At 36.6% G+C, this 14187-nt stretch carries 14 protein-coding genes; 9 read left to right on the forward strand and 5 right to left on the reverse strand.

The features are described 5' to 3' along the window. The first annotated feature begins 288 nt into the window (after window positions 1-288). Both Q0948_RS08610 and Q0948_RS08615 read left to right on the forward strand, forming a co-directional pair. A complete protein-coding gene (locus Q0948_RS08610) occupies window positions 289-612 on the forward strand; it encodes a hypothetical protein (RefSeq protein ID WP_298350517.1) in 324 nt (107 codons plus the stop codon). An 80-nt stretch (window positions 613-692) separates the two neighbouring features. After that, window positions 693-1043 (forward strand): DoxX family protein, encoded by a 351-nt coding sequence (locus Q0948_RS08615; protein ID WP_052084125.1) that lies wholly within the window; start codon window positions 693-695, stop codon window positions 1041-1043. On the opposite strand, the gene Q0948_RS08620 is transcribed toward Q0948_RS08615, so the two are convergent. Beyond that, window positions 1036-1398 (reverse strand): DoxX family protein, encoded by a 363-nt coding sequence (locus tag Q0948_RS08620; protein ID WP_298350512.1) that lies wholly within the window; start codon window positions 1396-1398, stop codon window positions 1036-1038. The genes Q0948_RS08615 and Q0948_RS08620 overlap by 8 nt on opposite strands. A gap of 145 nt (window positions 1399-1543) precedes the next feature. Between Q0948_RS08620 and Q0948_RS08625 the strand changes: the two genes are divergently transcribed. Further along, window positions 1544-1924, forward strand: coding sequence for a DUF2237 domain-containing protein (locus tag Q0948_RS08625; RefSeq protein ID WP_021779075.1), 381 nt, complete (start codon window positions 1544-1546; stop codon window positions 1922-1924). An 8-nt stretch (window positions 1925-1932) separates the two neighbouring features. Here Q0948_RS08625 and Q0948_RS08630 read toward each other — a convergent pair whose 3' ends face one another. Both Q0948_RS08630 and Q0948_RS08635 read right to left on the reverse strand, forming a co-directional pair. Continuing rightward, window positions 1933-3684 carry an ABC transporter ATP-binding protein gene (locus Q0948_RS08630; protein ID WP_298350507.1) on the reverse strand — a complete coding sequence of 584 codons (1752 nt, stop codon included), beginning with the start codon at window positions 3682-3684 and terminating at the stop codon, window positions 1933-1935. Between the two features lie 77 nt (window positions 3685-3761). Continuing rightward, a complete protein-coding gene (locus Q0948_RS08635; RefSeq protein ID WP_298350505.1) occupies window positions 3762-4208 on the reverse strand; it encodes a Dabb family protein in 447 nt (148 codons plus the stop codon). Between the two features lie 207 nt (window positions 4209-4415). On the opposite strand from Q0948_RS08635, the gene Q0948_RS08640 reads away from it, so the two are divergent. From Q0948_RS08640 to Q0948_RS08655, 4 genes are all read left to right on the forward strand, one after another. Beyond that, window positions 4416-5282: an RNA polymerase sigma factor RpoD/SigA gene (locus tag Q0948_RS08640; RefSeq protein WP_013752207.1), complete on the forward strand. Its 867-nt coding sequence runs from the start codon at window positions 4416-4418 to the stop codon at window positions 5280-5282. 356 nt (window positions 5283-5638) lie between these two features. Further along, window positions 5639-6154, forward strand: a complete 516-nt coding sequence (locus tag Q0948_RS08645; protein WP_366875527.1) for an RNA polymerase sigma factor — start codon at window positions 5639-5641, stop codon at window positions 6152-6154. Window positions 6155-6187: 33 nt separating this feature from the next. Beyond that, window positions 6188-6724 (forward strand): hypothetical protein, encoded by a 537-nt coding sequence (locus tag Q0948_RS08650; protein ID WP_298350504.1) that lies wholly within the window; start codon window positions 6188-6190, stop codon window positions 6722-6724. 2 nt (window positions 6725-6726) lie between these two features. After that, window positions 6727-7185 carry a sensor of ECF-type sigma factor gene (locus tag Q0948_RS08655; RefSeq protein ID WP_298350502.1) on the forward strand — a complete coding sequence of 153 codons (459 nt, stop codon included), beginning with the start codon at window positions 6727-6729 and terminating at the stop codon, window positions 7183-7185. A 4-nt stretch (window positions 7186-7189) separates the two neighbouring features. Here Q0948_RS08655 and Q0948_RS08660 read toward each other — a convergent pair whose 3' ends face one another. Continuing rightward, window positions 7190-8314, reverse strand: a complete 1125-nt coding sequence (locus tag Q0948_RS08660; protein ID WP_298350500.1) for an oxidoreductase — start codon at window positions 8312-8314, stop codon at window positions 7190-7192. A gap of 69 nt (window positions 8315-8383) precedes the next feature. On the opposite strand from Q0948_RS08660, the gene Q0948_RS08665 reads away from it, so the two are divergent. After that, window positions 8384-9595 carry a methyltransferase domain-containing protein gene (locus tag Q0948_RS08665; RefSeq protein WP_298350499.1) on the forward strand — a complete coding sequence of 404 codons (1212 nt, stop codon included), beginning with the start codon at window positions 8384-8386 and terminating at the stop codon, window positions 9593-9595. 9 nt (window positions 9596-9604) lie between these two features. Then, on the forward strand, window positions 9605-10639 hold the full coding sequence (locus Q0948_RS08670) for an endonuclease (protein ID WP_298350497.1): 1035 nt from the start codon (window positions 9605-9607) through the stop codon (window positions 10637-10639). A gap of 85 nt (window positions 10640-10724) precedes the next feature. Here the strand turns inward: Q0948_RS08670 and Q0948_RS08675 are convergent, their stop codons facing one another. After that, window positions 10725-14021 carry a GEVED domain-containing protein gene (locus Q0948_RS08675; protein ID WP_298350495.1) on the reverse strand — a complete coding sequence of 1099 codons (3297 nt, stop codon included), beginning with the start codon at window positions 14019-14021 and terminating at the stop codon, window positions 10725-10727. Between the last annotated feature and the right edge of the window lie 166 nt (window positions 14022-14187).

The following is a 14187-nucleotide window of genomic DNA, read 5'->3' on the forward strand; positions in this document are numbered from 1 at the left end:
ATAACTGTGACTCTGCTTGTAGTATGCTTTGCCGTATATTGTGATTATTGTAAAGATAGGAATTAAAAGTGGTTTTTACGCTTTCGCGAAAGCGTATTTATTCTTACAACACACTACTACGTTGTATTAAGAGCTTATTTACATAACATATAGAAGTCTTTTGGGGCCGTAAAGTCAAAAGTTAAGACAGCCCACTATTTTAACAAGTCTGTTATCTTTTTCTTAGTGGCGGGTTAAAATAGTCTTGAAAGGTGGTACATAGTCGTAACTTTAATAAAAAAGAACATTATGAAACCAATGAAAGATACAAGCAATAAGCTTACAGCCGAAAAAACAGATACTACTTACAACTCTGATGTTACTCCAGAAGATCTTAAAGTTTTAGGTCAAGATTTTGAAAACAATATACGCCAAGATGGTGGAGATGATGTGGCTCTTACTAATAGAACAGAAAAAGTAGACTTTGCTGGCAAAGACCTAGATGTACCAGGAAGAATGCAGGCCAGTAAAAAAACTACAAACCGAATTAAAGATGAAGAAAATATGCTCTATAGCCAAGGAGGTGAGTCTAATGAAAACTTAGAAGAGCAAAGTAGTCAGTATATTAAATAGATATAATAATCATATTAAAAGCGACCTACGGGTCGCTTTTATTTTATGTGGGTAGTACATTTGTAAAACAAGTATTAATTATGAAAACAGCACATATAATTCTTATAGGTTTGATAGGGTTTTCATTCTTATACTACGGCATAAGTTGTTTATCTTCAAACTTTATGACTACCGAGTTTAAACGTTTTGGTCTCTCTGCAACACAACGTAAAATTACTGGTGTTGCACAAATACTAGGTGGTTTGGGTATTATTATAGGTTTCTTTTACAGACCATTACAAATAAGTGCCTTAATAGGTATTTCACTTCTTATGCTATTGGGATGGTTTGTAAGACTTCGCATAAAAGATAGCTTTATTGCCTCACTACCTGCGTTTACATTTTTTGTTCTCAATGCTTACTTAGCCTATTATCTAATAGTTCTTAGATAAGAATAATTAGAACGGAAATTGCCAGAAATAAAAATGCTGGGAAAGACTTTTTAAGAGCATCACCTACCTTAACGTGCATACTAATAGCTCCAGCCATCATTATCGCAATACCTAAGGCGCTATAAAATTCTAACGGACTATAAAAAATTGAAACTAGTAAACCTACAGCAAGTAAACATTTTATAGTTCCTACAATCTTCATTATACTTTCTGATAGTCCATAGTGTGCAAACTCTTCTTTGAGCGTGCTCGCATTACCGCCTCTCCATTGTGAAGATGTACCGGTGCGTAGTAACCATACATTTAAGATGCTTAGTCCTACAATACACTTTAAGATAATTGATAAATAATCCATTTTTAATTTTCTTATGATTAGTTGTTTATAAATTTAGCGTTTTTATTAAACAAGGATTTACATATTGTGATAATTATAAGAAGGTATAACCGTAACTTTATATCTTTATTAAGAACACGGTATAATCATTAACAAATTTTTAGAAATGAGTCACACACCATCATCTACCATAGAATATAATGTTTACGGAGAAACACTTATAGGCTGTTGTACAGACCCTATGACTGGTTATTTTAGAGATGGTTACTGCCGCACGGCAAGTATAGATAGAGGCACACACGTAGTTTGTGCTGTTATGACCGAGGCATTTTTAAACTACACCAAGACTAGAGGAAATGATCTTTCTACTCCTATACCTCAATATAATTTTCCCGGTCTTAAACCTAACGATGGATGGTGCCTTTGCATAATGCGCTGGCTAGAAGCAGAAAAAGCTGGGGTTGCTCCCCTACTCAATCTAGCAGCTACACATCAAAAAGCACTAGAGTATACAACTATAGAAGTGCTTGAGGCTTACGCTTTATAATCTTCACCCTATATTTTTGCTTGATAGGTATATAGATCATAATACCTTCCCTCCTGCGCTATGAGCATATCGTGAGTGCCCTGTTCTGCTATGCGCCCATCTTCTATCACTAGAATTTGATCTGCTTTTTTAATGGTGCTTAGTCTGTGGGCAATAACAATAGTAGTTCTATCTTTTACAAGCTCAGAAAGCGATTTTTGAATTAGGGCTTCGCTCTCTGTATCGAGATTTGAGGTTGCCTCATCTAGTATGATTATTTTTGGGTCTGCAAGTATTGCTCTTGCTATGGCAATGCGCTGGCGCTGTCCTCCAGAAAGTTTTACGCCACGTTCTCCTATTAAGGTATCAAGACCGTCATCAAAACGATCTGTAAACTCATTTACATAACCTGCTTTTACAGCCTGCTGTAATTGCTCCTCACTGGCCTCTGGTCTTGGGAACAAAATATTGTCGCGTATAGTTCCCTCAAAGAGAAACTCATCTTGTAATACAACCCCAAGATACTTTCTAAAACTTGCCAGTTTTACTTTTGATAAATCCACTCCATCTATAGAAACCACTCCTGCCTGGGGATTTAAAAAAGTAGCAGATAGTCCAGCAATGGTAGATTTTCCAGAACCCGAACTTCCTACTAGGGCTACAGTAGTGCCAGCTTTTGCTTCAAATGAGATGTTATGTATCACTTGTTTACCTTTCTCGTAAGAGAAGGAAACATTATCAAACTTAATATCACCGTGTAGCTTGTCAAGTATAACATCTCGATTACCTAGCTCATCTTCTGGTGTCATATTCATTAACTCCTCTGTACGATCTAGACCCGCAAGCGCCTCTGTGAGCTGGCTGCCTATATTACTCATCTGCACGATGGGAGCAATCATAAAACCTAGTAAGAGTGTAAAAAATAAAAACTCACCAGTAGTCATCTCCCCTTGTATCATAAAGTAACCACCTATACCCATTATACCTACAGAGGCAAGACCTAGTAAAAATGTAGAGCTACTGGTCATTACTGCTGTTGCAGTAAGACTTTTCTTTACATTTTGAAATAGCTTGTCTACACCTTCTTCAAAAGTTTTATTTTCTTGTGCCTCTGCTCCAAAACCTTTTATGACGCGCACCCCTGCAAGCGTTTCGGTAAGTCTTCCTTTTACTTCGGCATTTATTTTACCTCTATTTCTAAAAATGGGACGTATATACTTAAATGCTCGCAACGCTACATAGCCAAAAATGGCTACTGGTAAAAAGACAAATAACGTCATTAACGCATTAATTCTTATTAATAATACTAGTGAGACTATGGCAGTAATCGTTCCTCCTACTAGTTGAACGAGCCCTGTACCTATAAGGTTTCTCACTCCTTCTACATCACTCATTATACGAGATACAAGAGCTCCAGACTTGGTATTGTCAAAAAAACTAATAGGCAATGACAGTACCTTTTTTTGAACTTGAGCACGAAGTTCTGATATGAGGTATTGTGCTTGTACGCTTAGTATCCTGGTGAGTAAAAAGGAAGTGATTGCTTGTATGAGTAATGCAAAACCTACGAGCCAGAGTAGGTCATAAAGAGCACTCATATCCTTATTAGGAATGATATCATCAAGAAGTGCCTTAGATTTCCAAGGTAAAACAAGACTAGCGAGTCTACCTATAACAATTAAAATAAGACCTATAAAAACTAGCTTACGGCGCGGCCAGATAATTGATTTAAAGGCTGATGCTATAGTAACTTTACTCTTCTTATCTGTTTTCTTTGTCATAAGGTAAAGCTAGTTATAAATGCCCTTTCGCGAAAGCGTACTCATACATTACATAGCATCTCTAAAGTATTTTTTAACTATTGTATCTGGGTAGCATCATACACAATAACTTTCTCCCACAAATGAGCACATTCGTCGATAAATACTTTGTGAGCAGGCTCATCTTGATATGCCTCCTGCGCCTGGGCCGAATCAAAACTTAATATAAGATTGTAAGTAAAACTATCATCTACCACATCACGCGTAGCCCTAGGTGGTGTCCCTATAAAGTTAGTCTTTGCATATTTTGACTTGTTTAAAAACGTGAGTAATGACTTCTCAAATAGTGCTCGATCGTTTTGAGTGGTACCCTCCTTAAACCAGAAATACACGACGTGTGCATATGTGGGGTCAAAAGTGGTGTATATATCACTATTTTTTGAGGTAGTTGTATCCTTAGAGTTACTTTTTTCTACATTACTACTATTATTACAAGAGACGTAACACATTAGTAATAAGAATATAACGACAAATAATCTTTTCATTTTAAATAATTTTTGTTCATAAATGTAACAAAATAGAAATTTCTACGTATAAATTAATTAGAGGCCAGAGAGTATAATGTAAAAAAGTACAAGTACTTATATATTTCTTACTTTCAGAGGCTATTAATTAACAGGTTTAGTTAAATAGTTGTTTTTAACTCTTATTTAGATTATACTAAACCATATACTTTAATTCAATTATACCATATGAGACAACTCAAAATCACCAAGCAGGTTACTAACAGAGAGACGAAATCCCTGAATAATTATCTTCAGGATGTGAGCAAGATAGATTTGATTACTGCCGAAGAGGAGGTTGAGTTAGCACAGCGTATTCAAAAAGGAGATGAGCGAGCACTAGATGCACTTACACGCGCAAACCTTCGTTTTGTTATATCTGTAGCAAAGCAATATCAAAACCAAGGTCTATCACTTTCTGACCTTATTAATGAAGGAAACGTAGGGCTTGTAAAGGCTGCTAAGCGTTTTGACGAAACTAGAGGTTTCAAATTTATATCTTATGCTGTATGGTGGATTAGACAGTCTATCTTACAAGCAATAGCAGAGCACGCACGTACGGTACGTTTACCTCTCAATAAAATTGGAGAAATAAGCAAGATTAACAAAGCAATGGTTTACTTACAACAGGTACACGAGCGTAAGCCTACCTCTGGTGAGATTGCAAAGTATCTTGATATCTCTGAGGAGAAAGTAAAAATATCTCTTAAAAACGTGAGTCGTAGCCTTAGTATGGATGCGCCATTTGCAGAAGGAGAAAATGATAATAACCTTTATGACGTATTAAGTTCTAGCGAGTCACCTCGCCCAGATAGAGAGCTTATGCAAGAGTCACTAAGTATTGAGATCAATAGAGCACTAGATACACTTACAGAAAAAGAAGCAGAGGTTGTACGTCTTAACTACGGTTTAGGTAATCAACCAGCGATGACACTTCAAGAAATAGGTGATATTTTTGACCTAAGTCGTGAGCGTGTACGTCAGATTAGAGAGAAAGCAATTAAAAGATTGCGCCATACCTCTAAGAGTAAAATCTTAATGAAATACTTAGGATAATACGTAATTCTAATTCATAAAAAAAGCCCGTTTATACGGGCTTTTTTAGTTTAGTAGGTTAGATAAAAAATGCCCAATTTGGGGTAAGGCACTTATCAATCATTAAATCAAAATATGAATTGGGGTATTCTTAAATTAATCAACTTCTTTATGATGGTGTAAATATAAAAGATGTTTTTAAAGCTTACAAGCATTTTGTGTATTTTATCGCTATAAAATGCACTTTATCGATAAAGTGGAATTTTAATGTTAAATAAAGACTGCCATAAAGTTATTATTGAAGATAATTAAACCTTCTACAAGTTATTGAGTCCAATAATTAAGAAAAGTATACTAAAATAGAAGAACAAGAACTCATAGCATCTCTCCAGAAGGACGACACTAGGTCCTTCTCGTTATTACTTGACACGTATCAAAAGCCTCTCTATTGGCATATACGAGGTATTGTAAAAAATCACGAAGATGCAGATGATGTACTTCAAAATGTGTTTATAAAAGTTTACAAGAGTATAAAAAACTTTAAGGGTGATAGTAAACTGTACACCTGGCTTTATAGAATTGCGACAAATGAATCGCTCACATTCTTGAAGAAAAGAGCAAAACAAGCCCAGATATCAAGTGAGGAGTTACAAGATAGAATAATAGACAATCTAGAAAGTGATGTTTATTTCACAGGTAGTGATATACAAATCGCGCTAGAAAAGGCACTCTCACAATTACCAGAAAAGCAAAGGCTTGTCTTCCAGATGAAGTACTATCAAGATATGAAGTATGACGATATAAGCGAGATTTTAGGCACATCTGTGGGCGCATTAAAGAGTTCTTATCACATCGCAACAAAAAAATTAACAAGCATTTTAACTCAAGATTAAACCTTTAGACATTTTAAACGTCTCATAAGTAACGTGAAAACAATAAACAACATACCAAAGGATAGAGGCTACACCACTCCAGAAAACTATTTTAAAGATAGTAAAGAGCGGTTATTAAGTCAGATAGCACTAGATGAAAAGTTGCATAATACTGTTGTTCCAGCTTTTGAAGTACCAGAAGATTATTTTGATACGAGTAAGGAACGTATTTTGGATACGCTTTCGCGAAAGCGTAATGAAGACGCAACTATAAATCTAAATGCTGAAGCTAGCCAGACTAAGGTTATTAGTTTAAGAAAGTACCTCTACCCTATTGCGGGTATTGCGGCAGCACTACTTATAATGGTAAGTATTTTTTGGACCCAAGTACAAAGTTCTTCAAGTGAAGATCTCAATTCTATTGCAGCTTATTTTGATGATGACGCTGCAGACCTAGAAGGCATAGAATTTGCAGAGTGGCTCACAGAAGATGATATAAACGATCTTCAAAATGATCTCGCACTAGATGAGTCTATTATTATAGATTATCTAGATGAGCGCGTAGATGGTTTTGATTTATACATAGATTAATTATGAAAGCATATATAACATTAGTACTCACATTTATCATAGCTACAACAGCTATAGCACAAGAAGATAAAGAAAGTAAACGTGAGAAAATAAAAGCGCTTAAAGTAGCCTTTATTACAGAACGACTAGAACTTACCCCAGATGAGGCTCAAACTTTCTGGCCTGTTTATAATATTTACGACGGCCGTATGGGTGATATCTATGATAACGAGCGTAAGGTTATGAGAGAGCTCAAGTCTGAGTTTGACTCGATGGATGAGGCTACTGCAACAACCACATTAAAGAACATACAAGCACTAGAAAAACAAAAACTTGAAGCACGCACAAAATTATTGAGCGGCTTAAAAGATAAAATCACCTCAAAGAAGATATTAGTCCTCCTGAAGGCCGAAAATGATTTTAGACGTGACTTGATACGTAAGTTACGTGGTGATAAAAATCACAAACGTGACAAAAGATAACTCGCTAGTTACTACGAGTTCTTTTAAAGGTAAGTTTTGCAAGGGCATTACGACCGCCAGCATATGCAGTACTATCATTTGCAAATCTAAAACTTAAGAACGGTGCGTCTGAGATTTGTGACCAGCTTTCTCCCCCATTTTTTGAGTAAGAAATACCTGTAAACCCTGAAGCTATAAGTTCTTGTCCATTTGAGTTTGGCACATATTGCACACAGCTTTTGTAACCATCATTTGCTCCAGAGGCTATAACCTGCCATTGTTTACCTCCATCTGTTGTTATCGCAATATTATCATTGTTATCTTGAGCTTGCTCATAATCTCCTCCATAAATAATACCGTGATTTTCATCATAAAAATCCATTGTATAAGCACCTAGTGTACTTTTACCCTGAGCAACAGGTGTATTATAAATATTCCAGCTTCTACCCTTATCTCCAGAGTAATAGACACGTGAAGTACCTCCACCAGTAATTATCCAAGTTTTATCGCCTATGGTTTTTATGTTAGTATTACTTGCTGCAAAAGCACCTTCAGAAGCTATTTGATTTGGTAAAGAGCTACACGCTAGCTTGCCCCAACTTAAACCTCCATCTCTAGTCACTATAATAGATAAACATCCATCTAGTGAATCACCTACTGCGATACCTTCATTATCATTCCAAAACGTCATAGCATCATAGAACACATTTTCATTTTGCTCTGTATAAACTAAGGTAACAGCGTTACTCTCTTTATCATACCTATATAACAATGCAGGATTCTCTATAGACAATATGTAGAAAGCCTTGCTTGTACTTGCTATACTTCTAAAAGAAGGGTTCTTGCCTAAGAAGTCAATACGCCCTTTATTTGCCACTTCGTATTGTGATGCCACGGCGGCATCTGTAGTCTTTAAATTATTAATGTTTAGTTTATAAATGCCATAATGCCCGTTACTTCCTGCATACATTACAGCATCTTCTGTAACTTCTACAGCTCTTATACTCGTACTATCTTGGTGTAAAAATTCTATCTCAACGTTAGAAAAAGGAGTAATAACCTCATTCTCTGTTTTTTGCGTGTTTTTACTCTCTTGTTTACAAGAAAGTGATATAAGTAGTAAAAGTGATAAAATAGATAGTATTCTCATTGTCAAAATTTTAGTAAAAATAGTACTATTCATTCAAGAACCAATACCTTTGCACCTTCAAAATAAGGTATGAAATTACACAGAAATCTAGTCTTTGCAGCAGTAGATGCATTGGGAATGATATTTAATGATGGAGAACAAGCAGATAAAGTACTGCGCAAGGTTCTCAAATTTGATAAACGCTGGGGATCAAGAGATCGCAGTTTTATTGCAGAAACAGTTTATGACATTGTAAGATGGAAACGTTTATACTCTGAGATTGCAGAGGTAAAAGCACCATATAGTAGACCTAATTTATTTAGGCTATTTGCAGTGTGGGCCACACTACGTGGTATAGAGGTGCCAGATTGGAAACAAATGGAGCCTATCCCTACTCGCCGTATTAAAGGACGTTTTGATGAATTATCAAAAATTAGAAAATACAAAGAGTCTATTCCAGACTGGATGGATGAGATGGGTGAAAAAGCCCTCGGAAAAAAATGGGGAGCAGAGCTAGCAGCACTTAACACGCAAGCTCAGGTTGTATTAAGGGCAAATTCCCTTAAAGCTACGGTAAAAGAAGTGCGCAATACACTTGCAGACCAAGATATAGATACTAAAATACTTGATAACCACCCAGATGCACTCGAACTTGTAGAGCGTAAAAATGTTTTTACATCTGAAGCGTTTAAAAATGGATTTTTTGAGGTACAAGATGCTTCATCTCAAAAGGTTGCTCGTATGCTAGAGGTAGAACCTGGTATGCGTGTGGTAGATGCTTGTGCTGGAGCTGGTGGTAAGACACTTCACCTTGCTGCTCTTATGGAAAACAAAGGGCAAATAATAGCAATGGATATTTATGCTGGTAAGCTTAAAGAGCTCAAAAGAAGATCTAAGCGTGCAGGAGCACATAATATCGAGACAAGAGAAATTACCTCTACTAAAGTCTTTAAAAAGCTATACAACTCTGCAGATCGTGTTCTTATAGATGCACCTTGTACAGGTCTTGGTACTATAAAACGTAACCCAGATTTAAAATGGAAATTACAACCAGACTTTGTAGATAAGGTAGTACAGCGTCAAGCAGACTTACTCCAGAGCTACAGCAAGATTTTAAAAGAGGGTGGTAAGATGGTGTATGCAACTTGTTCTATTCTTCCTAGAGAAAATCAAGAACAAGTGCAAGCATTTTTGGCTACAGAGCAGGGTCAGAAATTTCAATTAGAAAAAGAAGAGACAGTAAGCCCAGCAAAATCTGGATATGATGGATTTTATATGGCTTTGCTTTCGCGAAAGCAATAAAAGAAGACTATGAAAAGATATTCCTCACTTTTACTTTTACTCCTACCCTTTATAAGTATAGCGCAGCAATCGTATTATGATGATACAGCTGTATATCTTACGGGTACAGAATTGTTGCAAGAGCTACGGTTAAAACTTTCTGTTTATAATGAAAATTATACTTACGGAGATTTTAGAGATACTACCAAAATTACAGATGCCAATCCTGAGGATGACTCTGAGGTTTTACTTATTTATGGTTTTAATGATAACGATGGTAACTGTAACACAGATATTACAAGATCAAATGATGAATTTGGTGGTGATAACTGTGAGTATAATAGAGAGCATACCTTCCCACGTAGCCTAGCAAACCCTGCTATGGGCTCTGCTAGTAATAGTAGTAATGGTATCGTAGCAGATCCCCATAACTTACGACCTAGTGATGTGCAACGCAATGGTAACCGAGGCTCAAAAAAGTTTAACGATGGCACAGGAAACTCTGGTGACGTAGGTTCTGGTGACTGGTATCCTGGTGATGAGTGGAAAGGTGATGTTGCACGTGCGATGATGTATATGTATGTGCGCTATGGTGAGCAATGTTTACCATCACTTGTGGGACAAGGTCCATTACAGGGTGATACACAGATGTTGCAACTATTTTTAGAATGGAATGTAGAAGATCCAGTATCTGACGTAGAGATGCAACGCAATGACCCTCTAGAGACAGAATATGGAAGTAGAAACCCTTTTATAGACAACCCTATACTGGCTACAAATATTTGGGGAGGCGAACCTGCTGAGGATTTTTGGGGAGAGCTCTCTGCTCCTTCTTCTGAGTTCATACAGGCTAGTGTTTTTCCTAACCCAGCAAATACGGTAGTTCAAATTGAAAGCAATCAAGATATTACTTCTTTAAAAATATATAACTTATTAGGACAAGTTTTATATAATGAGACTACCTCAAACCATATAAGAAATACAACACTAGACGTTTCAAATCTTACATCTGGTATGTATATATTACAAATTAATGATGCTTCAAAGAGACTAGTCATAAAGTAGTTTACATAACTATATGTAGTTATTTAAAAACAAAAAGGGATAGACCACTAGGTCTATCCCTTTTTGTTTAAGCTGAAAATTGAATTTACTCAACTAGAATTTTAGCTGTTTTTACAAAATCACCTCTTAAGTCATTTACCTTGATAACATAAATCCCTGAAGAAAGACTTGATAAGTCAAGGTTGACACGATATCCGTTTGCATCTTTCGCTATAGGCTTATACTTCAATTGTTGTCCTAATATGTTTGAGAGCCCTATAAATACACGGCCTTCAAAATTTGTAGTAAGCAACACATCAAAATTATTATTCTCAAGTTTAGTAACTGTAAGTGCCGTATAGTCTGTACTTAAGTCATCTACCGTAAGTGTAGATTCCACAGTAGTGGTAGCCGCATTATTAGTGTCATTAGAGTCAGATGCTAGTAGTGTTCTAGCTTCAAACTCATAAGTATTTATTTCACTTAAGTCTGCTTGTTGTGCAAAAGTGTATGAGATAGACGACCCAGGACCTATTGCAGTATCAATAGTTTCTACAACTGGAGTACCTCCATTAACAGTATACTGTACATCAAAATTAATTTGCTCTAATGAACCAAAATTTGACATCTCGATGGTAACATCTTGATTACCTAGCTCTACACCAGACTCTGGTGCTGTGATAGCAACTACACCAATATCTGCTGTTTGTAATTGATCTGTGATTACCACCGTATAATCTTGTACTTCTCCAAATGAAAAATCACTACAAGGATTATTTATGTCACCATTTTCAGATGTATCAATTGCTTTTGCGCGAAGTCTGTGAGAACCTAGAGCCGCTCCTTCAGGTATAGTAAGTGTAAAGTCTTCTAATACATTTGATGATTGAAAAAACTCACCAGCTATAAGCTGTTCTTCTGGTTCAAAACCTCCATTGTCATTAAAATCAATCCAAACAGAAAGCGCTTCAACACCGGCTCCGCCTCCCCAGTTTTGTCTTGCTCTCAGTGTATATACATTTGACCCTGCAAGATTACTTAATTCTGTACTAAGGTCTGTTCTATCTGCATATCCAGCTGGGCTGCCGTCTGGCTCAGTATTACAACCATCTGCCCCATCATCTGCACTTATTGTATTAAGAATAAATTGCTTGATACCGTCTACATTACAACCACTTAATGCATTGGGAAGGCAAACTTGATTCTCAATAGTCGTAGAAAATGCATCATTTGCTACTACTTGATCACCAGTTAAAGCAGTTTCAATCACAAAATCATAAGAACCTATGCTAGAAAGATCTGCAGTGGTAGCAAAGGAGAATGAAGCTGTGCTAGCTACAGCTAGAGTCTCAGTATAAGTCTCTACAATAGGAGTACTTCCATTTATTGTGTATTGTACCGGGAATCCTGTTTGATCTTGAGAACCAAAGTTTGTAATATCTACAGTTATAGTTTCAACATCTGTTAATCCCGATGCATCTACAGGTGCTATTAGTGCTGTAACCCCTACATCTGTCTTAAATAAGTGCATTACTTCTTTAATCGCAGAGTCATTAACAGCAGCTTGATCTCCAGATAAGCCAGTCGTAGCTTCAAGTATATAAGTCTGTCCTTCTGTAGACATATCTGCTGTAGCAGTAAATGTGTAATTTATAGCAGTACCCGGTTCAATAGGCCCAGGGATAACTTCATTTGCAATCTCGACAGCGTCTAAGGTTAAGGTAACAGGGATATCACTTTGAGCTACTGTTCCAAAGTTACGTACAGTAACTTCTACAGTTTCTGCATTGGTAAGTGCCCCATCTTCTGGTGTTACTATAGAAAGAACACCTAAATCTGTTTCAAAACCAGCAGAAAGATTAAAAGACGCGATGCGTGTATTCCAAAAATTGTCAGCAGAAAAATATTCTGAAGTATGCCAGAATGTAAAGTTATCTGGATCCATAGTAAGGTGAGAATAATCTCCAAAGCGGTTTGTATTAGATTGTACTCCTCCACCTTCTACAATGATTTGCTCGGCTGCTGTCATTTCTCCTAGAGTATCACCGTCAAAACGTCCAGTATAACTAATACCTACTTCTAGATCTGGTCCACCTACATTAAAGGCAAGCCCTATATTACCTTGTGCATCCATAGCACCACTTCCCATAAAACGGCTATTACCATCATCTGGTGCGTAGGTTCCTTCTTGAAAAATTGACCAAGGCTCTGTGTCGCTATTACGTAACTCTATCCAGCGTATACCAGATGTGGTATTATCACTATTTACATCTACATTAAAAGTGATAAGCCAAGAGTTGTGATCTTCAAAAGTTCTATAATTTGCTGCATAAGAAATAATACCACTTAGCATATCAATTTTATTCGTAGTACCTGGTTGATCAAGTTCTCCAGCTCCAAAAGGTGCAATAAAAGAATCAAAAGGTGCAGTTGGTATTTCTAAAGGTGCAGATACCGTTGAGTTTGCTGAGTTTTCAAAATCTATATCTAGCTCCCATACTTTAAGGTGGTCAAAAGCCGCACCCCATCCGTCATCTTGTAAATAAACAATGTAGCCTGGCACATCACCCTGAGGAAATGAAAATCCTGTTAGATTTGCCGGTTCTGGGCTAAATACTGTATTAGGGTTTGCAATAACACCAGGTAAATTAAAACCTTGTATTGCGGGATTTGCTTCACCAGCAAGTAATGCATCACGGTCTAATGCGTATGTGGTTGCACCACCCTTGTTTGATGTAAGGTAATAAGCATCTGGCCAGATTGCATAGTGTGGATAATCTGGAAATGAATCTAGCGGATATTCATATAAGAAATAAGCACCAGTAGGGTCTGGAGTTTCAGATATACCTATAATTAATGCATTATTTGAAGTTTGAAATTGGCTTACAAACCATCTATCTGCAAGTTGATCATACATTATAATAGGATCTCCATTATTTGCGCCATTTCCTAAAAATTCTCCTAATGATGTAGGCCCCGCGAGTAGGTTACCTGTTTTGTCATATATTTTGATAACAATGTTAACACCTTGTACATAGTGATTAGGTCCTACAGCGCCAGATGGATCTGGTGGTGTAGCTTGACCTTCAGAAGCATTTGCTCCATCAAAGTTTACTATGGGCGCATAGCTCATATTTTCTCCCATCGTACGCTGCCCTATTGGATCTCCATTAAGCGGTAACGCATTTTCTGATGCGCCGGGTGACACACCAAAATTATTTTCTACAATATTGAGTTCAGAAAATCCATAACTTGGACTTGAAGAAAGAGTGGGGAAATCTCGTAGGGGTTCAGTTTTACCTAAATAAGTTCCAGTGCCAACAGTAGAAACAGGTTGTGTTTCTTGTGCAAATACCGACATACTCATTACTAGTAAAGAAATTGCAAGTAATTTTCTTATCATTTTGGATACATTTTATTGTGAGTCTTTAAGATACAGCTTTAATAATAATTTATTCACATTTGTGGTTAACAACTCATTTAATAAACATTTCAATCTCCTTAATTCCTACCATTAACATAAATAAATATTAAGTAATTTTACTTTTTCAAAAACACACAACAAAACC

Source organism: uncultured Dokdonia sp., from assembly GCF_947496725.1.
Lineage (GTDB): Bacteria > Bacteroidota > Bacteroidia > Flavobacteriales > Flavobacteriaceae > Dokdonia.